We start from the raw sequence: 24,813 nt of genomic DNA, 5'->3' as shown, positions 1-24,813 counted from the left end.
AATGTCATAAAAAAGCTTTGTAATTTTGGTGCTTTATATTTGTCAAAGAAGGTCAAAAGGTATATAATCAAATTAAGGTCAAAGATAGTCAAACTATTGACCGTTGAAAATTTAAAGAGGTGATACATTTGGATATTAATCAGATGACATATTCCGTACAAAGTGCAATTGAACAAGCACAACAATTATCACAATCATATCAACTACAAAATATTGAAATAGAAGCTGTATTACTAGCAGCATTAAATGAAGATGAAAGTATTTATAAAAGAACGCTTGAAAGAGCAAATATTGATACAGAAATTTTAAAAGATAAATATGAACAAAAGTTAAAACAATATTCTGTAGTTAAAGGTGATAACGTCCAATATGGACAATATATTTCGCCAAAGCTTAATGAATTATTTAATAAAGCAGCTAAAATTAAAGAAGAAATGCAAGATGACTATATGTCTATGGAGCATATCTTAAAAGCAGCTATCGAGGTTGACCAAACAACAATCGATATTGTAGGCAATAAAAAAGAAGTCGTTAATGAAATTATTAATAAAATAAGAGGAGGGAATCGTGTGACATCACAAAATCCTGAAGTACAATATGAAGCATTATCTAAATACGGTAGAGATTTAGTCGAAGAAGTTCGAAAAGGGAAAATGGATCCTGTAATCGGTAGAGATGAGGAAATTCGTAATACGATTCGTATATTAAGTAGAAAAATTAAAAATAACCCAGTATTAATAGGTGAGCCTGGTGTTGGTAAAACAGCCATTGTAGAAGGACTTGCTCAACGAATTGTTAAAAGAGATGTTCCTGAATCACTATTAGATAAAATAATTTTTGAATTAGATTTATCAGCACTAGTAGCTGGTGCCAAATTCCGCGGTGAATTTGAAGAAAGATTAAAAGCAGTCTTAAAAGAAGTTAAAGAATCTGAAGGAAGAATTTTATTATTCATTGATGAAATTCATATGTTAGTTGGCGCAGGTAAAACAGACGGTGCAATGGATGCAGGTAACATGCTTAAACCAATGTTAGCAAGAGGTGAGTTACACTGTATCGGTGCAACAACTTTAAATGAATATCGTCAATACATTGAAAAAGACTCAGCATTAGAAAGACGTTTCCAAAAAGTAAACGTTAAAGAACCTGACTTAGAAGATACTATTTCAATTTTAAGAGGTTTGAAAGAAAGATATGAAGTACACCATGGTGTTCGTATTCAAGATAGAGCATTAGTGGCAGCAACTGAATTATCAGATAGATATATTACAGATAGATTCTTACCAGACAAAGCGATAGATTTAGTAGACCAAGCTTGTGCAACAATACGTACAGAAATGGGTTCTAATCCAACTGAGTTAGATGCTGTAAATAGACGTGTCATGCAGTTAGAAATTGAAGAAAATGCACTTAAATCAGAATCTGATCAAAGCAGTCAAATTCGTTTGGAAGAATTACAAAAAGAATTAGCCGATGAAAAAGAAAAACAACAACAATTACAAAGTAAAGTTGAACAAGAGAAAGAACAAATCAAATCATTACAAGATAAAAGAGCAGAATTAGATGAATGTAAACAAGCACTTGAAAATGCAGAAAATCAATATGATTTAGCTAAAGCAGCAGAACTTAAACACGGCAAGATTCCACAAATAGAAGCAGAATTAAAAGAATTAGAAGAAGCATTTGCTGAAGAAACAGGATCTGATCATGACCGACTTATTAGAGAAGTTGTAACAGATGAAGAAATTGGTTATATCGTCAGTCAATGGACAGGTATCCCAGTATCAAGACTTGTTGAAACTGAAAGAGAAAAATTACTTAAACTTTCAGACATTCTACATGAAAGAGTTGTAGGTCAAGATGAAGCAGTAGATTTAGTGTCAGATGCTGTTGTAAGAGCACGAGCAGGTATTAAAGATCCTAATAGACCAATTGGTAGTTTCTTATTCTTAGGACCTACTGGTGTTGGTAAAACTGAATTAGCTAAGACATTAGCAGCAACATTATTTGATTCTGAAAAACATATGATCAGAATTGATATGAGTGAATATATGGAAAAACACTCTGTAGCACGTTTGATTGGTGCACCTCCAGGTTATGTAGGTTATGAAGAAGGTGGCCAATTAACAGAAGCGGTTAGAAGACAACCATATTCAGTTATTTTATTAGATGAAATTGAAAAAGCACATAATGATGTGTTTAATGTATTACTTCAATTATTAGATGAAGGTAGATTAACAGATGCAAAAGGTCGCAGTGTTGATTTTAAAAATACAATTATCATTATGACAAGTAACATTGGATCACAATATTTATTAGATGGTGTTACTGAAAATGGTGAAATTGAAGAATCAACTAAAAAACAAGTAGACGACAGCTTGCATGCTTACTTTAAACCAGAAATATTAAACAGAATGGACGATATCGTATTATTCAAACCATTATCTATTAAAGATATGAGTCATATCGTAGATCATATTATTACAAACTTAAACATTCGATTAGTAGACCAGCACATCAAAGTGAGTGTAGACCAAGATGTGAAAGAGTGGATAGCTGAAGAAGCATATGAACCACAATTTGGTGCAAGACCATTGAAACGATTTGTACAAAGACAAATTGAAACACCATTAGCAAGATTAATGATCGGTCAAGAATTAAAAGAAGGTACAATAGTAAACGTACACTTAGTAGATGGTGAAGTTAAATTTGAAGTAAATGCATAATAAAGTATCCCGTCATGTAATTGGCGGGATTTTTTGGTGTTGTGTATAAGGTAGCAAGGAAGTAATTAGCAAGTTAGGTGAGACGTGCAAATACTGGGGTCGTTATTAGCAGTTTCGGTTAGAGGTGCAAATACTGGGGTTGTTATTAGCAGGTTTGGTTAGAAGTGCAAATACTGAGTGAGTTAGTAACACTTCAGATGAGTTTTGTAATTATAGCGGTCCATAGTAACACTTCGGCCGAGTTTTGTAATTATGGGTATCCTTAGTAACAATTCGACCGAGTTTTGTAAATAAGGATGTCCATAGTAACACTTTGGCTGAGTTTTGTAATTAAGGGGGGTCCTTAGTAACACTTCGTCCAAGTTTTGTAAATAAGGATGTCCATAGTAACACTTCGGCCGAGTTTTGTAATTAACGCCCCTGTTATGAACAAGTTTGGCGAGAAGTGGAATATGTCCATATAATTGTGTAATAAAAAAAGAGCCACATATAGCTCACTTTGGTACAATGTAATCGACTAAGAAAAAATTGTAGAGGTGACTATATATGACTCAATTAAATGTTAACTTAGATTATGAAGAATTGGCAAGTGCTATTTTTGGAAGTGATATGAATGCGTCTATGAAAACAATAGCTATGACTGTCATAAATGCATACATGGAAATGGAAAGAGACAAGTATGTTAATGCTGGATATAAACAAAAGAATTCAGGAAGAAACGCACAACTTAATGGCTATTATGAGCGTGATTTCCTGATGCCTATTGGCAATCTGACATTAAAAGTTCCAAGAACACGTGACGGTGAATTTACAACTGAAGTATTTAATCAATATTCGCGTTCTGACCAATCGCTTATTTTAGCGATGACAGAAGCATACATTAATGGTGTTTCAACTAGAAATGTTAATAAAATTGTGGAATCCCTAACGGGAAAATCTGTGTCTAAATCAACTGTTTCAGGCGTAATAAAAAACCTAGATCCTGAAATTAAAGAATGGGCTGGTAGACCTATTGTTAGTCATCAGTATAAGTATGTATTTGTTGATGCTATGCACATTAAGGTAAGAGAGAATAATAAAATTGTTTCTAAAGGTGTTTATATCACTATGGGTATCAACGAAAATAGAAAACGCGACATTATTGGCTTTAAAATTTCTAATCAAGAGTCAGAATTAGCTTGGTCAGAGTTTTTTGAAGACTTAAGAATGCGTGGTTTAACAACACCTGAACTTATTATCTCTGATGCGCATTCTGGACTTATTAAATCTATTAAGTCACAGTTTATTGATTCATCTTGGCAACGTTGTACATTCCATTTTCTTAAAAATATTGTAGAGAGATTTCCTAAAAAGAACTCTAAAGAAGCTAGAATGTTACTTAAATCAATATTCCAAGCACCAACATATCGTCACGCTGTTCAGCTCAAAGATGAATTCATTGCACAATATGAAAGTAATCCTAAGTATGTGGAAGCTATTAAAATATTGGATGAAGGCTTCGAAGATGCCTCACAATTCTATAGATTTCCTGCTCAACATCATAAAAATCTAAGAACTACTAATTCAGTTGAAAATATTAATATGCAACTCAGAAAACGAGAAAAAATAGTTAAAACATTCCCTAATCTAGATTCAGCTTTTAGATTAATTGGCGCAGTACTTATGGATATTCAAGAAAGATTTGATAAGTCTAACAGACCATTTATCGCTTAATTAAGCTACTTATTTTTTAAAAAATAAGTAGTGATCAAACAACTATATCTGTTTAAACTTCAAAACAAATATAGTTGTTTGATTCATTAAAAAACCAAAGGTTGATTACATTCTAAAGATATTACACAAACATATGGACTTGACTGAGAAGTGTTCACAACGCCCCGTTATGAACAAGTTTGGCAAGAAGTGTTCACAACGCCCCCGTTATGAACAAGTTTGGTAAGAAGTGTTCACAACGCCCCCGTACAAACCATGAATATAAGCCAGAAATAATAAAGTTAATCACAAAGAAAAATCCCGCCATATAATTGACGGGATTTTTTTATGAATGTTGTGTACTTTGTTTGTCCGAAGAAGATTTACCAACTAATGCATCTAAAAGAATAATAATAACTGTAAAAATGATTGCATAAATAGTTGGACTAACAAAATTTAGCGCTTCATCTGAACCGCCTAAACTATGTAAAACAAAGTTTATCATTTGTGATAATAAGAATGCCCATATAAAAGTTAAGATGTATTGCATTTTTTATCCTCCGTAACTGTTAATGTCATATCATTCATTATAATTAACTTTTTATAAATTGTATACCTTATATGATGAAAACGATTTAAATATTTTTAAAAGTGAGTCTGTGCTTGTGTATAATGGTATAAGTATGTTAAATTAGTACCTGATAATAACAACAGATTATAAGAAGGTGTCAATATAATGGATATTGGTATAAAAGGTTTTGGTGCATATGCGCCTAAACGCGTGGTAAAAAATGAACATTTTGAAAGTTATTTAGATACATCAGATGAATGGATTACAAAAATGACAGGTATTAAAGAAAGACGTTTTGCTGATGATACTGAAGATACAAGTGATTTAGCGTACGAAGCTGCGGTAAGAGCGATTGAAGATTCTGGTATGGATAAAGAAGAAATCGAAATGATCATCGTAGCAACTTCAACAGGGGATAAACCATTTCCAACTGTAGCAACTACGTTACAGAAACGATTAGGTTTAAATAAAGTTCCATCTATGGATCAACTTGCTGCATGTACTGGTTTTATTTATGGTATAGTAACTGCACAACAATTTGTACAATCTGGTCTTTATAAAAATGTATTAGTAGTTGGTGCTGATAAACTAACGAAAATTACAGATATGAATGACAGAAGTACAGCTATATTATTTGGTGATGGTGCTGGCGCAGCAATCATTGGCGAAGTATCAGAAAGTAAAGGTATTCTAAGTGTTGAGCTTGGTTCAGATGGTAATGGTGGACCACACCTGTATCAAGATATGGATGCTAATACAATCCAAATGAATGGACGAGAAGTCTTTAAGTTTGCAGTTAGAATTATGGGTGAAGCTTCAACTAAAGCAGTAGAAAAAGCAGGTCTACAATCAGATGACATCGATATGTTTGTACCACATCAAGCTAATATCAGAATTATGGAATCTGCTCGTGAAAGATTAGGTATTACTAAAGAGAAGATGAGTGTAACTGTAGATAGATACGGGAATACATCTGCAGCATCAATACCCTTAAGTATTGCATATGAATTAGAACAAGGTAAAATAAAAGATAACGATACAATAGTCCTAGTTGGATTTGGTGGCGGCCTGACTTGGGGTGCCATAACGTTACGCTGGGGTAAATAGGAGGTAATTGGATAATGACAGAGAAAAAACGTGTTGTAATGACTGGTTTAGGTACATTAAACCCTTTAGGAAATGATGTGCCTACTACTTGGGAAAATGCAATTAACGGTAAAAACGGCATAGACGAAGTAACAAGGATTGATGTTTCTGAATTTCCAGCTAAATTAGCGGGTGAATTGAAAGATTTCAATATTGAAAATCATATTCCTAAAAAAGATGCTCGTAAAATGGACAGATTCACGCAATACGCAATTGTTGCTGCGCGTGAAGCGTTAAAAGATTCTAAATATGAAATTACAGATGAAAATAGTCATCGTGTAGGTGTTTGGATTGGTTCAGGTATTGGTGGTATGGAAACATTCGAATACTCACACAATATGCTTTTAAAACGTGGTCCAAAACGTGTAAGTCCTTTCTTCGTACCAATGATGATTCCAGATATGGCAACTGGTCAAGTATCTATAGATTTAGGCGCTAAAGGCCCAAATGGTTGTACAGTTACTGCTTGTGCAACAGGTACAAACTCTATAGGTGATGCATTTAAAATCATCCAACGTGGTGATGCTGATGTTATGTTAGCTGGTGGTACAGAGGCACCTATAACAGAAATGGCTATTGCAGGTTTCAGTGCGAATAAAGCATTATCTACAAATCCTGACAAAAATACAGCGTGTCGTCCTTTCCAAGAAGGAAGAGATGGCTTCATCATGGGTGAAGGTGCTGGTGTAGTCGTATTAGAATCATTAGAATCAGCTGAAGCACGTGGTGCACATATTTATGCTGAGGTTGTAGGTTATGGATCAACTGGGGATGCATTCCATATAACAGCACCATCTCCAAATGGAGAAGGCGGAGCTCGTGCAATGCAAGCAGCTATTAAAGATGCAGGTATTAAACCAGAAGATATCCAATATTTAAATGCACACGGAACAAGTACGCCAATTGGTGATTTATATGAAGTATTAGCTATTAAATCTACTTTCGGTGATGCAGCTAAGAACTTAAAAGTAAGTTCAACTAAATCTATGATGGGTCATTTACTTGGTGCAACTGGTGCAGTTGAATCAATCTTAACGGCTTTATCAATTGAAAATAGTATTGTCGCTCCGACAATTAATGCCAACACACCAGATCCAGAAATCGATTTAGACTATACGCCTAATGAAGCGGCTAAATTAGATATTGAGTACGCTATGAGTAACAGCTTAGGCTTTGGTGGACATAATGCAGTATTAGTCTTCAAAAAATATCAAAAATAGATCATAAAAAAGCAGAAATACCAATGAAAAGTTGGTGTTTCTGCTTTTTATTTATGAAAAATATTAAACGATAAACCCTAGAAAGATTGAGATAATAAAAAATAATGTACTTAATACGACAAAAGGTAATACCCAGTTATGTATTGTTCTTTCTTTTAAATGTATTTCTTTCATATTTGGATTCATGATTTCATCGTCTTTTAAATAATCTTGTGACGCTTTAGACTTCATATGAAAATTAAACTTGCGAACTGCTTGTCTAGAAACTTCTCCAACGCCATCTTGTTTCATCGCAACAATCCAACTTGCCGCAAAAGCAATTGTCATGATGTAAAAGTATATATTAGCTGCTTGATCTAGGTCTTTTAAAAAGATAAGACAAAGGACAGCGAAAAGGCTAATATAACCTATAGTAAAAATACCCCAAAATTTCATTATTACCTACCTCTTATCATTAGATTTAAGTGTATTATAACAGATTAGAAAAAAATATTTATGTTTTGTGGAACTTAATAAAAAAATAAGTGTAATTTTACTTATGTATAATTATTGTATGCTACTACATAGTAAATGACTGAAAATTAGAAAAAATAGGTAATAAGTAAACAATTGTTGTATATTTATGCTAATAAAGTGTATATCGATATCGCGTTGTCGCTTTATCGTAATAAATTAATTGGCTTTTTTGATTAGTTTCATATTCAAAATTCTGAATATTCGTGTTGATTTACATTGTATAAATTCTGTATAATGTAAATAAATATTTCTGAATATTAAAAGAAATATGAATTTGATAAGGGGATTGGAGGCAAAACAATGGTTAGATATACTTTGAAACGTATTATTTATATGTTCATATCATTGTTTTTAATTATGACGATAACATTTTTCTTAATGAAATTGTTACCGGGTTCACCGTACAACGATGAGAAATTATCAGAAGAGCAGAAGGTTATTATAAATGAAAAGTATGGTTTGAATGATCCTGTACCAGTACAATACGCGAACTATTTAAAAAGTGTCGCAAAAGGTGATTTTGGTATTTCATTCCAATACGATAACAGAGAGGTTTGGAGCTTAATTAAACCTAGGCTAGGACCATCTGTAGAAATGGGTACATATGCTATGATTTTAGGAACTATTACTGGTTTATTATTAGGTATAGTTGCTGCAATCAGGCAAAACACAATAGTAGACTATGGGGCCACCTTCCTATCGGTAATATTTATTTCAGTTCCATCATTCGTTCTAGCTGTACTACTACAATATGTATTTGCTGTTGAATGGCAAATATTCCCTGTAGCAGGTTGGAATGGATTTATGGCTGCTGTATTACCATCAATTGCGTTAGCAGCAGGTGTAACAGCAACAATTGCTCGTTATATTCGTTCTGAAATGATTGAGGTCCTAAGTTCTGATTACATAGAATTAGCAAGAGCTAAGGGGATGTCAAGTGCACGTGTTATCTTTGGACATGCAGTACGTAATGGGTTAATTCCTATCATTACGATTATTGTGCCAATGTTAGCAGGTATCTTAACAGGTACTTTGACAATTGAAAACATATTCGGCGTTCCTGGTCTAGGTGACCAATTCGTTCGATCAATACAAACAAATGACTATCCAGTCATTATGGCTTTAACATTGCTATTTAGTTTCTTATTTATTATTTCAATCTTTTTAGTTGATGTACTATATGGGTTAGTAGATCCAAGAATCCGTGTTGAAGGAGGTAAAAAATAATGGCTAATAATGATGATAACAAGTTAAATAATAGCGGTTATGATAACGCCTCTGTTACACACTCAACACAAGGTATGTCAGCAGAAAGCTTCGTATTACATGGAAGAGATAAAGTAGTAGAAGAAAAATTCGAAAGAAAAAGTCGTACATTCTGGCAAGATGCTTGGAAGCAACTTGTAGGGAATAGACTAGCGATTATTGGTTTAATATTCCTTATCTTACTGACAGTAATTTCTTTAGTAGGTCCATTAATGAACGATCATAAATTTAGTGATCAAAACGTTACACATGCGAACTTACCACCGAAAATTCCAGTATTAGATAAAGTTCCGTTCTTACCATTTGATGGTACAGATAAAGATGGATTTGACTTATATGAAAGTCAAAACGTTCAAGAAAATTACTGGTTCGGTACAGATGAACTTGGTCGTGACTTATGGACACGTACTTGGAGAGGTACACAAGTATCCTTATTCATCGGTGTTGTAGCGGCAGCTCTAGATATCTTTATAGGTGTCATTTACGGTGCTGTATCAGGTTACTTTGGGGGAAGAATAGATGACATTTTACAACGTATTGTAGAAATACTTTCTTCTATTCCAAACTTAATTGTCGTAATTTTATTCGTATTACTATTTGATCCATCTATATGGACAATTATTTTAGCCATGTCCGTAACAGGTTGGCTCGGTATGAGTCGTATTGTACGTGGACAATTCTTGAAAATTAAAGAACAAGAATTCGTAATGGCATCAAGAACATTAGGGGTTTCTAACTTTAAATTAATCTTTAAACATATTTTACCGAATACACTTGGCCCAATTATTGTAACGTCAATGTTTACAGTTCCAAGTGCAATTTTCTTCGAAGCATTCTTAAGCTTCATTGGATTAGGTATTCCTGCACCACAAGCATCACTAGGTTCATTAGTTGATACAGGTAGAAAAATGTTGCTGATTTACCCACATGAGTTATTCGTACCAGCAACAGTATTAAGTTTATTAATCTTATTCTTCTACTTATTCAGTGATGGTTTAAGAGATGCGTTTGACCCTAAAATGCGTAAATAAGGAGGAAATTAATTATGGCTAAGAGAATATTAGAAGTAAATAACTTACATGTTTCCTTCGACATTGACGCGGGGGAAGTACAAGCAGTAAGAGGTGTAGACTTTTATTTAGATAAAGGGGAAACACTTGCAATAGTTGGTGAATCAGGTTCAGGTAAATCTGTTACGACTAAAGCTTTAACACGCTTATTGCCGAAAAAAGTAGGTCGAATTAAAGACGGTTCTATCTTGTTTGACGGGAAAGATATTGCAAAATTAAGCGAAAAAGAAATGCAGAAGATTCGTGGTAAAGAGATTGGTATGATATTCCAAGATCCTATGACTTCACTCAATCCAACAATGAAAATTGGGAAGCAAGTCATGGAACCGCTTATTAAGCATCAAAAATTATCTAAACAAGATGCGAAAAAGCGCGCATTAGATATTTTAAATTTAGTAGGTTTACCAAAAGCAAAAGAAAGATTTAATAACTATCCTCACCAATTTTCTGGTGGTCAAAGACAAAGGATTGTTATTGCGACAGCATTAGCTTGTGACCCTAAAATCTTGATTGCGGATGAACCTACAACAGCATTAGACGTAACGATTCAAGCACAAATCTTAGAATTGATGAAAGAATTACAACACAAAATAGATACTTCTATTATCTTTATTACACATGACTTAGGTGTAGTAGCGAACGTGGCAGATAGAGTAGCAGTTATGTATGGTGGACAAATTGTAGAAACAGGTTCTGTTGATGAAATTTTCTATAATCCTAAACATCCATACACATGGGGCTTACTATCATCTATGCCAAGTTTAGAAACATCTCATGATACAGAGCTTTTGGCCATCCCTGGTACACCACCAGATTTAATCAAGCCACCTGTTGGAGATGCTTTTGCTAGACGAAGTGAATATGCCTTAGATATTGACTTTAAGGAAGAGCCACCTTGGTTCCAAATTTCACCTACACACTTTGTGAAGTCATGGTTGTTAGATGAAAGAGCACCTAAAGTAGAATTACCAGAAGCTGTTAAATTAAAACAAAAAGCAACACCAGATCAATTTGACAAGCCAAAACGTGTAGAAAGGGTGACGTTCTAATGGCTGATAAAAAAGAAGTACTGATTGATGTTCAAAATTTAAAGCAATATTTCAACGTAGGTAAGAAAAATGAGGTAAGAGCGGTAGATGATATCTCATTTCAAATATTTAAAGGTGAAACATTAGGTTTAGTTGGTGAGTCTGGTTGTGGTAAATCGACAACGGGACGCACACTTATTAAATTATATGATGCAACTGACGGGAAAGTCATCTTTGATAACGTTGATATACAAAATATCAAAAAGCGTAAAGACTTATTACGATTTAATCGTCGTATGCAAATGATTTTCCAAGATCCATATGCATCGTTAAATCCACGTCTTAAAGTTATGGATATTATTGCTGAAGGTTTAGATGTTCACAAACTCGTTTCAAGTAAAGAAGAAAGAAAAAAACGTGTTTACGAATTACTTGAAACAGTTGGTTTAAATAAAGAGCATGCTAATAGATATCCACATGAGTTCTCTGGTGGACAAAGACAAAGGTTAGGAATTGCGCGTGCGTTAGCTGTTGAACCAGAATTCATTATTGCAGATGAACCAATCTCTGCACTTGATGTTTCGATTCAAGCACAAGTTGTTAACTTAATGCAAAAGCTACAAGATGAAAAAGGCATTACGTTCTTATTCATTGCGCATGATTTATCAATGGTTAAATATATTTCAGATAGAATCGGTGTAATGTACTTTGGTAAATTGGTTGAACTTGGACCATCTGACCAAATTTATAAGCATCCTCAACATGAATATACTAAATCATTGTTATCAGCCATTCCATTACCAGATCCTGATTCTGAACGAACAAGAACAAGATCTTCATATAATCCAGATGTACATAACTATAAAGACGACGACAAACTAGAATTAAGAGAAGTAGGTCCGGATCACTTTGTATATTGTTCTGAAAAAGAATTTGCTGAGAAGAAGGCCAACTATAATAAAGACTTTGATTTAACAGAAGCTTAACTTTATATTAAAAATAATATTATATTCATTATTTGCATTTATAAAGTTTTTGAAGGTTTTATTTTGTATTATTTTAAATTGTTTGAAAATTGTGTGGATTACTATTGTTTTTCATACATTTTTAAAATATAATTATAATAACTCTTCTGATTACTCAGGAGAAAGAAAACAAGGGGGAAAAGCTATATGAGGAAGAAGATTTCGGTATTATTGTCAATACTCGTTGCAGCTGTTTTAACGTTAGCAGCATGTAGTGGTGGCGGTTCTAAAAGTGACGAAGGTGGTAAAGGCGGCGTTAAGAGCGAAAAATCTGAAAACGTCTTAAACTTATCTTCATCATCAGATATTCCAACTATGGATTCATCTTTAGCAACAGACCAAGTATCATTCTTTACGTTTAACCAAACTTTAGAAGGATTATATGTATTAGATAAAGATGATAATCCTGCACCAGGTGTTGCAAAAGCAGATCCTGAAAAATCTGCAGACGGTAAAACTTGGACTATCAAATTAAGAGACAATGCAAAATGGTCAAATGGTGACCCAGTTACAGCGCATGACTTCGTTTATGCTTGGCAAAGAACTGTAGATCCAGACACAGCAGCTGAATATGCATACATGTTTGAAAACATCGAGAATGCTAAAGACATCACTGCAGGTAAGAAAAAACCTGAAGAATTAGGCGTTAAAGCAATTGATGATCATACTTTAGAAGTTAAATTAGTTAAAGACGTTCCTTGGATGCAAAGTCTATTTGCTTTCGGTTCATTCATGCCTCAAAACGAAAAATTCGTTGAGAAGCAAGGTAAGAAATTCGGGACTACTGCTGATGCTACATTATCAAACGGTCCATTCATGATGAAAGAATGGAAAACTGAAGATAACTGGAAGCTTGTACCAAACAAAGAATATTGGGATAAAGACAAAGTTAAACTTAAAGAAGTTAACTATAAAGTTGTAAAAGAAGTACAAACAGCTATTAACATGTACCAAACTGGTAAATTAGATTCTGTTGGATTAGATGCTTCAAACGTTACAAAATACAAAGATAGAGAAGACTTCTCTACTCAATTAAACTCTTCTAACTATTTCTTTAGAATTAACAAAACTAAGAATAAAGATTTAGCAAATGAAGATTTAAGAAAAGCATTCGCAAAATCTATTGATAAAGACAAATATGTTAAATCATTATTAAACAATGGTTCTGTTCCTTCAGATAAATTAATGGTTAAAGATTTCGTTAAAGACAAAGATGGTAAAGACTACATCGATGGCGTTAAATCTCCATTAGGCTATGACAAAGAAGAAGCTAAGAAATTATTAGAAAAAGCTAAAAAAGCAACTGGTAAAGATAAATTCAACATAGAGTTATTAACTTATGATGCTGATGAATCTAAAAAAGCAGCTGAGTTCGTTAAAGAACAAGTTGAGAAAAACTTACCAGGTGTAACTTTAAAAATTAAACAACAACCGTTCAAACAAAAATTAGCATTAGAATCTAAAGGCGATTATGACATTTCATTTGCTGGTTGGGGTCCTGACTATCCAGACTCAACTACATTCTTAGATTTATTTAAGTCAAATAGTCCACATAACCAAACTGGATATTCAAATGATGAGTATGATAAAGCATTAGAAGAAGCTAATTCTGATGAAATGTTAAAAGAGGAAAATAGTGCTAAACGTACTAAATTATTACAAGATGCTGAAACTAAATTCTTAGACTCAGCTTCAATTGGGCCACTTTACCAACAAGGTGTTGCACGTTTACGTCAACCATACGTTAAAAACTGGCAACCACATAAATTCGGTGGTGACTACTCACTTAAAGAAGTAGAAATCGCTGGAGCTAAATAAAAGTGAATGAAAGCAATCAATGGAAACATTGATTGCTTTTCTTTATATATTCGCGATGTTTGACACAATAATGAGGAGGCGCATTAAAAATGAAAAAATACAAAGTCATATTTATGATAGTTGTCTCATTGATGCTTATTATGTCAGCGTGTAGTAATAATAAAGATGAAAAAGGTAGTAATATTAAACAATCCAAATCTAAATCTGAGAATAAACCTTACAAATTCAAAATTTGTAGGGTTTATTTTATAATATTTAATAATTATTCTTACGAAATCTATACTAAATCCTAAAAATTGTATTTCTTGATTACTTAGGTTGCGACATAAACAAATTAACATTATAATTGAAGAAAGTTCAGAAATGACTGAATTTTCAAAAATTGAATAAGGGGAAATGTTTATGAAAAACAAACATGCAAGGTGGAGTTTTTTAGTTTTTCTGTCGATAATTTTACTTTTATCGGCATGTAGTGGTGGAAACGGAAAGGATAAAAGTGACGGTTCTGCAGGGGATGGCAAAAAGTTACGATTAATTTCTATTTCGGATATTCCATCAATGGATTCATCTTTAGCAACAGATGCTGTGTCTTTTGATGCTTTAAATAATACGATGGAAGGGTTGTATAAGTTAGACAAAAATGACAAAGCGATTCCGGGCATTGCAAAGGGTGATCCTAAAAAGTCTAAAGACGGTTTGACTTGGACGATTGAATTAAGAGATGCAAAGTGGTCGAACGGAGATGAAGTTACTGCGCATGACTTCGTATATGCTTGGCGTAAATTAGTTGATCCAAAGACTGCTTCTGAATATGCATTTATTATGTTTGATATTGAAAATGCCGAAGATATTAACAAAGGTGACAAGAAACCTGAAGAATTAGGTGTTAAAGCGATTGATGATAAGACATTAGAAATTAAACTTAATCGTGAATTACCTTATTACCAAGAATTATTGTCATTCGGTTCATTTTTACCGCAAAATGAAAAATTCGTAAAAGAAAAAGGCGATAAATACGGTACAACGGCTGAAGATACACTATACAATGGACCATTTACGTTATCTGACTGGAAAACAGAAGATAATTATACTTTAACTAAGAACAAAGAATATTGGGATAAAGGTAATGTGAAACTAGATAGTGTGAATTTTAAAGTTGTTAAAGAGCCTCAAACAGCTCTAAATATGTATAACGCAGGGGATGTAGATGAAGCGCTTATCCCAGCTGAAAATGTTAAGAAATATGAAAAAGATAAAGCTTATAACACAGAACTTGAATCAAGAGTTTACTTTATGAGAATGAATCAAAAAGATGTACCTGAATTCAAAAATAAAGATTTAAGAATGGCAATCGCACAATCAATTGATAGAGAGCAATATGTTAAGAGTAATTTAAACAATGGTTCTAAAGCAGCAAACTCATTAGTACCTACAGAATTTGTAAAGGATACTAAAGGAGAAGACTATACTAAAGGTGTTAAAACAGATAATAAATTCAATAAAGCAGAAGCTAAGAAACATTTAGAAGCTGCTAAGAAAGAACTTGGTAAAGATGAATTTACTTTTGAATTATTAACTTATGACCAAGATAACGCTAAAAAAGATGCTGAATACTTTAAAGAGCAAATTGAGCAAAACTTACCAGGTGTAACAATTAAAGTAAAACAACAGCCTTATAAGCAAAAATTAAAACTAGAATCAAACATGGATTATCAAATTTCATTCGGTAGATGGGGTCCTGATTACCCAGATGCTATGACATTCTTAGAATTATTTACAAGCGATAATGTAATGAATGAAACAGGTTGGAAAAACAAAGAATATGATAGCAAAATTAACGATGTGGGAGATAAATTGTTAGATAAAGAACAAGAGCGTGTTGAAGTTATGCAAGATGCTGAATCGTTATTGTTAGATGAAGCGGTTATTGTGCCTATTTATCAACAAGGTAATGCAAGATTAACGCAAAGTTATGTGAAAGATATTGAAAGACATAAGTTTGGTGGAGATACAGATTTAAAACACGCTTATGTTCAAAAGTAACAAATCGGTAGTTTAACTAAATATAAACTTAGGGGATGAGTTACATGTCGAAAATATTTAAAGTATTAACAATGATGTTAGCAGCTGTACTCGTATTGAGTGCATGTTCATCGGGTGGCGGTAGTAAAGGTAAGAGTGATGAAACATTAGATTTACAAATCAATGGTGATATCCCCACGATGGATTCAGCTATGGCAACAGATGGTTTATCATTTGATATGTTCTTCCAAACAATGGAAGGTCTCTACACATTAGATAAAGATGATAAAGCAATACCAGCAGTAGCAAAAGGTGATCCGAAAATTACGAACGATGGTAAGAAGTGGACGATTAAATTAAGAGATAATGCAAAATGGTCAAATGGCGATCCGGTAACGGCACATGATTTTGTCTTTGCTTGGAGAAAAGTTGTAGATCCAGATACTGCATCTGAATATGCATATATCTTATACGATATTAAAAATGCAGAAGAAATTAATTCAGGAGATAAAAAGCCTGAAGAACTTGGTGTTAAAGCAGTAGATGATCACACATTAGAATTTGAACTAACGAAATCATTACCATACTATAAAGAATTATTGTCATTCGGTACATTTATGCCACAAAATGAAAAATTCGTTAAAAAACAAGGTGACAAGTATGGTACAACTGTTAAAACAACTTTATATAATGGACCATTTAAAATGACTGAATGGAAAACAGACGATAAAGTTACGTTAGAAAAAAATGATGATTACTGGGATAAAGATAAAGTTAAATTAAACAAAGTAAATTATAAAGTCGTTAAAGAAGCTTCAACAGCTGTAAATTTATATGAAACGAATAAATTAGATATTGTAGATTTACCAGCAGAACAAGTTAAGAAATATAAAGATGACAAAGCATTTCATACAGAATTAGATACTGTAACGTATTACTTCAAATTAAATGAAGATACAGTACCTGAATTCAAGAATGAAGACTTTAGATTAGCATTTGCTAAAGCAATTGATAAAGAAGCATACGTGAAAAATAACTTAAATAACGGTTCTATTCCAACAGATAACTTTGTACCAAAAGATTTTGTTAAAGATAGTAAAGGTAAAGAGTATCAAGACGGTGTGAAAAATACGAACCAATATAATGTTAAAGAAGCAAAAGAACATTATGAAAAAGCTAAAAAAGCATTAGGTAAAGACAAATTTACAATTGAGCTGATGACTTATGATAAAGATACAGCTAAACGAGATGCTGAATACTTTAAAGAACAATTAGAGAAGAATTTAGATGGTGTTACGATTAAAATTAAACAACAACCATTTAAACAAAAACTTGATCTCGTATCAAAAGGTAAATATGAAATGTCACTAGAAAACTGGATTCCAGATTATCCAGATCCAATGACATTCTTAGAACTTTATGTAACAGACGGTTCTCATAATAATACTGGCTGGTCTAATAAAGAATATGACAGTATTATTAAAGCAGCAGACTCATCATTAGCAAGTGACCCTGATAAACGACTTTCAGAATTACAAAGAGCTGAAGGTATGTTATTAAATGAAGCAGGTATTGTACCACTTTATCAAGTCGGAGTAGCACAACTTCAAAAACCTAACGTTAAAAATATAGTAAACCACCAATTCGGAGGCGTTTCTACATTAAAAGAAGCTTATATTGAAAAATAGACATTAAAGAAGCAGTAGAAATTCACTTAAATATGAGTTTCTACTGCTTTTTATATTGGAGATAAAATTAGTGGGTGAGCACGCACGAAGACTGAGAGATATCGTGCGTTATAGGGTGAAATAGGGGTGAGCACGCACGAAGACTGAGAGATATCGAGTCAAGTCCATATGTTTGTGTAATATCTTTAGAATGTAATCAACCTTTGGTTTTTTAATGAATCGAACAACTATATTTGTTTTGAAGTTTAAACAGATATAGTTGTTTGATCACTACTTATTTTTTAAAAAATAAGTAGCTTAATTAAGCGATAAATGGTCTGTTAGACTTATCAAATCTTTCTTGAATATCCATAAGTACTGCGCCAATTAATCTAAAAGCTGAATCTAGATTAGGGAATGTTTTAACTATTTTTTCTCGTTTTCTGAGTTGCATATTAATATTTTCAACTGAATTAGTAGTTCTTAGATTTTTATGATGTTGAGCAGGAAATCTATAGAATTGTGAGGCATCTTCGAAGCCTTCATCCAATATTTTAATAGCTTCCACATACTTAGGATTACTTTCATATTGTGCAATGAATTCATCTTTGAGCTGAACAGCGTGACGATATGTTGGTGCTTGGAATATTGATTTAAGTAACATTCTAGCTTCTTTAGAGTTCTTTTTAGGAAATCTCTCTACAATATTTTTAAGAAAATGGAATGTACAACGTTGCCAAGATGAATCAATAAACTGTGACTTAATAGATTTAATAAGTCCAGAATGCGCATCAGAGATAATAAGTTCAGGTGTTGTTAAACCACGCATTCTTAAGTCTTCAAAAAACTCTGACCAAGCTAATTCTGACTCTTGATTAGAAATTTTAAAGCCAATAATGTCGCGTTTTCTATTTTCGTTGATACCCATAGTGATATAAACACCTTTAGAAACAATTTTATTATTCTCTCTTACCTTAATGTGCATAGCATCAACAAATACATACTTATACTGATGACTAACAATAGGTCTACCAGCCCATTCTTTAATTTCAGGATCTAGGTTTTTTATTACGCCTGAAACAGTTGATTTAGACACAGATTTTCCCGTTAGGGATTCCACAATTTTATTAACATTTCTAGTTGAAACACCATTAATGTATGCTTCTGTCATCGCTAAAATAAGCGATTGGTCAGAACGCGAATATTGATTAAATACTTCAGTTGTAAATTCACCGTCACGTGTTCTTGGAACTTTTAATGTCAGATTGCCAATAGGCATCAGGAAATCACGCTCATAATAGCCATTAAGTTGTGCGTTTCTTCCTGAATTCTTTTGTTTATATCCAGCATTAACATACTTGTCTCTTTCCATTTCCATGTATGCATTTATGACAGTCATAGCTATTGTTTTCATAGACGCATTCATATCACTTCCAAAAATAGCACTTGCCAATTCTTCATAATCTAAGTTAACATTTAATTGAGTCATATATAGTCACCTCTACAATTTTTTCTTAGTCGATTACATTGTACCAAAGTGAGCTATATGTGGCTCTTTTTTTATTACACAATTATATGGACATATTCAGATATCGTGCGCTAAGGTACAAAATAGGGGTGAAACGCACGAAGACTGTGTATTATTCCCTATAGAGTAGACATTAAAAAAACTAAAACTCTATAGGGGGTATTTTTATGTATAAAACTAGACTACCTGTTAAACTGTATCAGGAAATCTTCGATTTGCATGAAAAGGGTTATTCCTTTCAAAATATAATTGATAAGTTAAATTTAGATATTAGTGATAGTGTGATTCGATTTAAATATAAAGTGTATAAGCAACATGGTATAACAGCACTTATAAATAAGAATCGAAATAAAATCTATACACGCGAATTTAAAGAAAAAGTTGTTAAAGAATATCTAGAGACTAATAAGACGTATTCAGATCTAGCAGCCTATTACAATATTTCACATCATGCTACTTTAAAAAATTGGGTGGTAAAGTATACTGAAGGAAAGGAAAATAAATCTTATTTTCCATATCTGGAGGTAGACACTATGAATACTAGAAAAACAACATTTGAAGAGAGAATTGAAATAGCTAAATATTGTATTGAAAATAATAGAGACTTTAATAAGACAGCTGAAAAGTACCAAGTTAACTATTCACAAGTCTATAATTGGGTAAAAAAGTATGAAAAACATGGTGATATTGGTTTAGTAGATGGTAGAGGGAAAGGAAAACCAGTTGAAGCTTTAACTAGAGAAGAAGAACTTGAATTAAAAATAAAAGCACTTGAACAAAGAAATAAATTTCTCCAAATGGAGAATGGGGTATTAAAAAAGCAGGAAGAGATAGAGAGGCAGTTGATGAATCGAAAATCAAGCAAATAGCAGCATACAAGACAATCGAAGCATTAAAAGATAAGTATCCAATCAAATGGATATGCGCCGCACTTGAAATATCGAGAGCAAGTTATTATAAATGGAAAAACAGAGAGGTTTCAGAATCTGAAAGATTCAATAACGAATTAAAAGATGAGATTTTCAGGATTTATCATGAACATGATGGCATATATGGATATCGAAGAATTTATATTTATCTGAGATTATATACTAAATTCCAGGTTAATCATAAACGCGTATATAGAATTATGAAGAAGTATGTATTAAAAGCTGTCATTAGAAAAAAGAGAAGGCAATATAAACTTAGTAAGCCAGAAATCACTTCTCAAAATATCCTAAACAGAAAATTTACAACAAGTAAAGTTAATAAGGTCTGGTTAACAGATGTGACAGAATTTAAATTGAAAAATGGATCTAAAGTGTATTTAAGCGCTATTTATGATTTAGGTGCTAAGAAAGTCATCAGCCATGTAGTCTCATCTCAAAACAATAATAAGCTTGTATACGATACCTTTAACAAAGCCATAATTAAAAGAAATACCGAAGGCATTATATTTCATAGCGACAGAGGATTCCAATATACGAGTGTTCTATTTAGAGAGATGATTAAAAATGCTTCTATGAAGCAAAGCATGTCTCGTGTAGGTAGATGTATTGATAATGGTCCTATGGAAGGCTTTTGGGGGTTACTCAAATCAGAGGTATTCAAAGACAAATCTCAAACATTCAATGATATAAAACACGCCACAAAGCAAATAAATGAATATATAAAATTTTATAATTCTAAAAGAATTTCATTAAAAATGGCTGCGCTTATAAAAGCACAGCCAACATATTGATTACTTTTTTAGTGTCTACTTGACAGGGTTATGTTCACTGAGAGATATCGTGCGCTAAGGTACAAAAAAGGGGTGAGCACGCACGAAGACTGATAGATATCGTGCGTTATAATAATCAAACATAATCTAGCATAAAAAAGAGATGGTCAAGACCATCTCTTTTTATAATTATTTTCTTTTTCTACCTAATCCTATAGCGTTTTCCATCTTTTTCAATGTTTTATTTGCTACGAAACTTGCTTTATCTCTACCTTTATCAAGTATTTCATCTAATACTTCTTTGTTTTCATAATAATAATTGAATTTTTCTTGGAATTCTACAAGGAATTTCTTAACTTCTTCAGCTAAGTCTCCTTTGAAATCACCATATCCTTTATCAGCATATTGTGCTTCTAATTCTTCAATTGATTGACCTGATAGGCTAGAGTATATAACGAGTAAATTACTGATTCCTGGTTTGTTTTCTTTATCATATTTAACGATGGCATCAGAATCTGTAACAGCACTTTTAATTTTCTTAGCTGCAACGTTTGGCTCATCTAATAATGAGATGAAGTTCTTTTGATTATCATCACTCTTACTCATTTTCTTAGATGGATCTTGTAAGCTCATAATTCTAGCACCAAGTTTTGGCATGTGAATTTCTGGCTTAATTAAAATATCATTATATTTCGTATTAAAGCGATCAACAACATTACGTGTTAATTCAATATGTTGTTTTTGGTCATCGCCGACAGGTACGATATTTGTATTATAAAGTACAATATCTGCTGCCATTAATGGTGGATAAGTTAATAGACCTGCTGGAATACCTTGAGATTGTTTTTGTGCTTTATCTTTATATTGCGTCATTCTTTCAAGTTCACCAATTGAACTGATTGTTGTTAATATCCAACCGGCTTGAATATGTGCTGGTACTTCTGATTGGATGAATAGCGTTACTTTTTCTGGGTCTAGTCCAGATGCTAAGTAAATCGCAGCTAATTTACGTGTGTTTTCTCTTAATTTAAGTCTATCTTGAGGTACTGTAATTGCATGCTGATCTACAATGCAAAAAAAGCAGTCATAGTCGTGTTGAATCTCATTAAATTGTTTTAATGCACCAATGTAGTTACCTAAAGTAGGGATACCACTTGGTTGGATACCTGAAAATAAAGTTTCCATTAAAGTTGCCTCTTTTCTACAAAATTTCTTTATATCATTATAACAGTATTTTATTCATTTGTAAGTTGTGTTATTCTTGTAATTAGATAAATATGTCGTCATAAACATATTCATCTATAATTTATGTGCTTTTTAATGAATTATTAGCAGTTTCTCATTTAATTTTAATCTTTGAGTTATATAATATATTTATAGCAATTAGATAAAGATTAAACCAAGTGAGCAATATATGTTTAACCTAGTAATATATAGGATATATATAATTAAGTGTATTTTATCTTATAAGTTCACTGACGTTTAACATAAATAATATTCAATTAGGAGAGTGAGATGTATGGTAACATTATTTACTTCACCAAGTTGCACATCTTGCCGTAAAGCGAAAGCATGGTTACAAGAACATGACATTCCGTATACGGAGCGTAATATTTTTTCAGAACACTTAACATTAGATGAAATTAAATCAATCTTAAAGATGACAGAAGATGGAACAGACGAAATTATTTCAACTCGTTCTAAAACATATCAAAAATTAAATGTAGATATCGATGCATTACCTCTACAAGAATTATATACAATTATACAAGACAACCCAGGTTTATTACGTCGACCTATTATTTTAGATGATAAACGTTTACAAGTTGGTTATAACGAAGATGAAATTCGTCGTTTCTTACCAAGAAAAGTGCGTACATTCCAATTAATGGAAGCACAACGTATGGTTGACTAATTTAGTCTAATATTAACATTATAGCTCCTGTTTACAGGGGTTATTTTTGTATAAAAAATTAAATGTGAATAGTTCGAACAAATTACTGTTAAAATGTACTTGTTTATAATACAATGAATGTACTATTCCTAGAGTAAGGGAGTGTGACATTATGAGAATAGAACGAATTGATGAAACAACGGTAAAATTATTTATAACTTATCAAGATATCGAAGCAAGAGGTTTCAAACGTGAAGATTTATGGACAAATCGTAAACGTGGCGAAGAATTTTTCTGGTCTATGATGGATGAAATCAATGATGAGGAAGAATTTGTCGTTGAAGGACCATTGTGGATCCAAGTGCATGCATTTGAAAAGGGTGTTGAAGTAACCGTTTCTAAATCTAAAGGTGACGAACTGTTAAATATGACTGACGAAGAATCTAATGAACAATTAGAGTATCAAGTCAATGATTTCTTATCTCAAGCACTCGATTCTGATCAGAATATCGGAGATCTCTTGAATGAAGAGAAAGAAGCTGAAAAACATTTTGTCCCTAAAGACATAGGCTTACTTGTAAGATTCGAAGATTTAGAAGATATTATTGAATATGCACATTATAATGAACATAAAGATATTGTATTTACAGACTTATTATACATGTTAGATAACAAATATTATTATTATGTACAATTTGATCAAATAGATAGTGAAGACATTATTAATGACTTCTACGGACAATTACTTGAATATGCTAATCCAACTCAAGTGTCTAAATTATATCTAGATGATTATGCGAAAGTTGTCATGAGTTATAATGTTATGGGTCAAGTGAGAAGATATTTTGAACCTAAAAATTAAATAAGTAATTTTAACACCTCTTTACGTTTTATATAGTAAAGAGGTGTTTTTTTATGTTAATGGGACTTAATCAACATAATCAGTTAATATATGCACAACACGCTAAGGCAAATGAAATTTATAGGTGCCCGGATTGTTTACATGAACTTATTATCAAGAAAGGGAAACATACTGTTGCACACTTTGCTCATAAAGTAGATAGTTATTGTTTAAGAAATAGTTATAAGAAAGAATCTCTTGATCACATATCATCTAAGCATCATATTTATGCAAGCTTAAATGGGAAAGTTAACATAGATATGGAATATTATATTTCAGAGATTGAACAAATTCCTGACATATTGATTAATAAAAATCTTGTTGTCGAATTTCAATATTCACCTATAAGCTTTGATTTATTAATGGATAGAAGTGAAGGATTTCGAGTAATGAATATGAAAGTAATTTGGATTGGTAAAGAAATTAAATATCAGAATGGTATATTAACACTCAGTTATTTTGAATCATCACTCATTAATCATAGAGAAAGAACACTTATAACTTATAATCCTGAAGAACAATTGTTAATAAGATATGAATGTTTACAATCAATTGATAAACATAGATTTATCGGTTATAGAAGGGAAATTCAATGGGATCATTTATTAGAAGATTACCCGTTAAAGCAAATACCAAATTTAGCGTTAACGGATAGAGCTTATCAAGAATATTTAACTAAATGTAGAAAACAGAAGAATGTATTAGAACCGACGCTATCGTTATTATATAATGCACGCTTAATACATAAGAAGAGACAACCGATTATTGGCATTATTGTACCAGAACAAATATATTTTTTAACACATAGTATTACATGGCAAACATACTTATTTTTAGAAATGAAAAATAAGACATTTACTTTTGGGAAATTTTATCAGTTCATAGAATTTAGATCATTTTATGATTGTCATTATTCTAAGAAAGAAATCCTTTTAAACGCCTTTTACTCATATATTTCAATTGTAAAACGAAAGGCTATTTCACGTGCAAAATGGACTAATTAATGAGAAAATTATAAATATGA

The 24,813-nt window shown here is 32.3% G+C and carries 19 protein-coding genes; 15 read left to right on the top strand and 4 right to left on the bottom strand.

Annotated features, from left to right (window positions below; translation table 11 throughout):
- Positions 1 to 128: 128 nt before the first annotated feature.
- Together clpB and MUA60_RS11445 are read left to right on the top strand one after the other, a co-directional pair.
- Positions 129 to 2,726 (top strand): ATP-dependent chaperone ClpB, encoded by a 2,598-nt coding sequence (gene clpB, locus MUA60_RS11450; protein WP_262648334.1) that lies wholly within the window; start codon positions 129 to 131, stop codon positions 2,724 to 2,726.
- 546 nt (positions 2,727 to 3,272) lie between these two features.
- Positions 3,273 to 4,439, top strand: a complete 1,167-nt coding sequence (locus MUA60_RS11445; protein WP_262648326.1) for an IS256 family transposase — start codon at positions 3,273 to 3,275, stop codon at positions 4,437 to 4,439.
- 325 nt (positions 4,440 to 4,764) lie between these two features.
- Here the strand turns inward: MUA60_RS11445 and MUA60_RS11440 are convergent, their stop codons facing one another.
- Entirely contained in the window at positions 4,765 to 4,968 is a 204-nt protein-coding gene (locus MUA60_RS11440) for a YjzD family protein (RefSeq protein WP_239739704.1), read from the bottom strand.
- A gap of 186 nt (positions 4,969 to 5,154) precedes the next feature.
- Between MUA60_RS11440 and MUA60_RS11435 the strand changes: the two genes are divergently transcribed.
- Together MUA60_RS11435 and fabF are read left to right on the top strand one after the other, a co-directional pair.
- Entirely contained in the window at positions 5,155 to 6,096 is a 942-nt protein-coding gene (locus tag MUA60_RS11435; protein WP_262648333.1) for a beta-ketoacyl-ACP synthase III, read from the top strand.
- A gap of 14 nt (positions 6,097 to 6,110) precedes the next feature.
- The gene (fabF, locus tag MUA60_RS11430; protein WP_262648332.1) at positions 6,111 to 7,355 is read left to right on the top strand and encodes a beta-ketoacyl-ACP synthase II; all 1,245 of its coding nucleotides are present in this window, start codon (positions 6,111 to 6,113) and stop codon (positions 7,353 to 7,355) included.
- A 63-nt stretch (positions 7,356 to 7,418) separates the two neighbouring features.
- Here fabF and MUA60_RS11425 read toward each other — a convergent pair whose 3' ends face one another.
- Entirely contained in the window at positions 7,419 to 7,790 is a 372-nt protein-coding gene (locus MUA60_RS11425; protein WP_262648331.1) for a DUF3899 domain-containing protein, read from the bottom strand.
- A gap of 381 nt (positions 7,791 to 8,171) precedes the next feature.
- On the opposite strand from MUA60_RS11425, the gene opp3b reads away from it, so the two are divergent.
- From opp3b to MUA60_RS11390, 7 genes are all read left to right on the top strand, one after another.
- Complete coding sequence (opp3b, locus tag MUA60_RS11420; RefSeq protein WP_262641554.1) at positions 8,172 to 9,098, top strand: oligopeptide ABC transporter permease; 927 nt, start codon at positions 8,172 to 8,174, stop codon at positions 9,096 to 9,098.
- Complete coding sequence (gene opp3C, locus MUA60_RS11415; protein WP_262648330.1) at positions 9,098 to 10,168, top strand: oligopeptide ABC transporter permease; 1,071 nt, start codon at positions 9,098 to 9,100, stop codon at positions 10,166 to 10,168. The genes opp3b and opp3C overlap by 1 nt, the downstream gene beginning before the upstream one ends.
- 14 nt (positions 10,169 to 10,182) lie before the next feature.
- Positions 10,183 to 11,256, top strand: a complete 1,074-nt coding sequence (locus MUA60_RS11410) for an ABC transporter ATP-binding protein (RefSeq protein ID WP_049319851.1) — start codon at positions 10,183 to 10,185, stop codon at positions 11,254 to 11,256.
- Positions 11,256 to 12,221: an ABC transporter ATP-binding protein gene (locus MUA60_RS11405; protein ID WP_243559125.1), complete on the top strand. Its 966-nt coding sequence runs from the start codon at positions 11,256 to 11,258 to the stop codon at positions 12,219 to 12,221. The genes MUA60_RS11410 and MUA60_RS11405 overlap by 1 nt, the downstream gene beginning before the upstream one ends.
- A 186-nt stretch (positions 12,222 to 12,407) precedes the next feature.
- A complete protein-coding gene (locus MUA60_RS11400; RefSeq protein WP_262648329.1) occupies positions 12,408 to 14,078 on the top strand; it encodes a peptide ABC transporter substrate-binding protein in 1,671 nt (556 codons plus the stop codon).
- A gap of 402 nt (positions 14,079 to 14,480) precedes the next feature.
- Positions 14,481 to 16,121, top strand: coding sequence for a peptide ABC transporter substrate-binding protein (locus MUA60_RS11395; RefSeq protein ID WP_262648328.1), 1,641 nt, complete (start codon positions 14,481 to 14,483; stop codon positions 16,119 to 16,121).
- A gap of 44 nt (positions 16,122 to 16,165) precedes the next feature.
- Positions 16,166 to 17,788 (top strand): peptide ABC transporter substrate-binding protein, encoded by a 1,623-nt coding sequence (locus tag MUA60_RS11390; protein ID WP_262648327.1) that lies wholly within the window; start codon positions 16,166 to 16,168, stop codon positions 17,786 to 17,788.
- A 301-nt stretch (positions 17,789 to 18,089) separates the two neighbouring features.
- On the opposite strand, the gene MUA60_RS11385 is transcribed toward MUA60_RS11390, so the two are convergent.
- A complete protein-coding gene (locus MUA60_RS11385) occupies positions 18,090 to 19,256 on the bottom strand; it encodes an IS256 family transposase (protein WP_262648326.1) in 1,167 nt (388 codons plus the stop codon).
- Between the two features lie 206 nt (positions 19,257 to 19,462).
- Here MUA60_RS11385 and MUA60_RS11380 point away from each other — a divergent pair.
- A protein-coding gene (locus MUA60_RS11380; protein ID WP_262648325.1) for an IS3 family transposase occupies positions 19,463 to 21,015 on the top strand; the annotation gives its coding sequence in 2 pieces (ribosomal slippage) (positions 19,463 to 20,137 and positions 20,140 to 21,015; 1,551 coding nt in all).
- 168 nt (positions 21,016 to 21,183) lie between these two features.
- On the opposite strand, the gene trpS is transcribed toward MUA60_RS11380, so the two are convergent.
- Positions 21,184 to 22,179, bottom strand: a complete 996-nt coding sequence (trpS, locus tag MUA60_RS11375) for a tryptophan--tRNA ligase (protein WP_262648324.1) — start codon at positions 22,177 to 22,179, stop codon at positions 21,184 to 21,186.
- A gap of 334 nt (positions 22,180 to 22,513) precedes the next feature.
- Between trpS and spxA the strand changes: the two genes are divergently transcribed.
- The 3 genes from spxA to MUA60_RS11360 all read left to right on the top strand — a co-directional run bounded on the left by spxA (position 22,514) and on the right by MUA60_RS11360 (position 24,793).
- The gene (gene spxA, locus MUA60_RS11370; protein WP_025905673.1) at positions 22,514 to 22,909 is read left to right on the top strand and encodes a transcriptional regulator SpxA; all 396 of its coding nucleotides are present in this window, start codon (positions 22,514 to 22,516) and stop codon (positions 22,907 to 22,909) included.
- A gap of 151 nt (positions 22,910 to 23,060) precedes the next feature.
- Entirely contained in the window at positions 23,061 to 23,750 is a 690-nt protein-coding gene (mecA, locus tag MUA60_RS11365; protein ID WP_262648323.1) for an adaptor protein MecA, read from the top strand.
- 53 nt (positions 23,751 to 23,803) lie between these two features.
- Entirely contained in the window at positions 23,804 to 24,793 is a 990-nt protein-coding gene (locus tag MUA60_RS11360) for a competence protein CoiA (RefSeq protein ID WP_262648322.1), read from the top strand.
- The last annotated feature ends 20 nt before the right edge of the window (positions 24,794 to 24,813 follow it).

The organism is Mammaliicoccus sciuri, from assembly GCF_025561425.1.
Taxonomy (GTDB): Bacteria; Bacillota; Bacilli; order Staphylococcales; family Staphylococcaceae; genus Mammaliicoccus; species Mammaliicoccus sciuri_A.
This window is presented reverse-complemented; position numbering and strand designations above follow the sequence as displayed.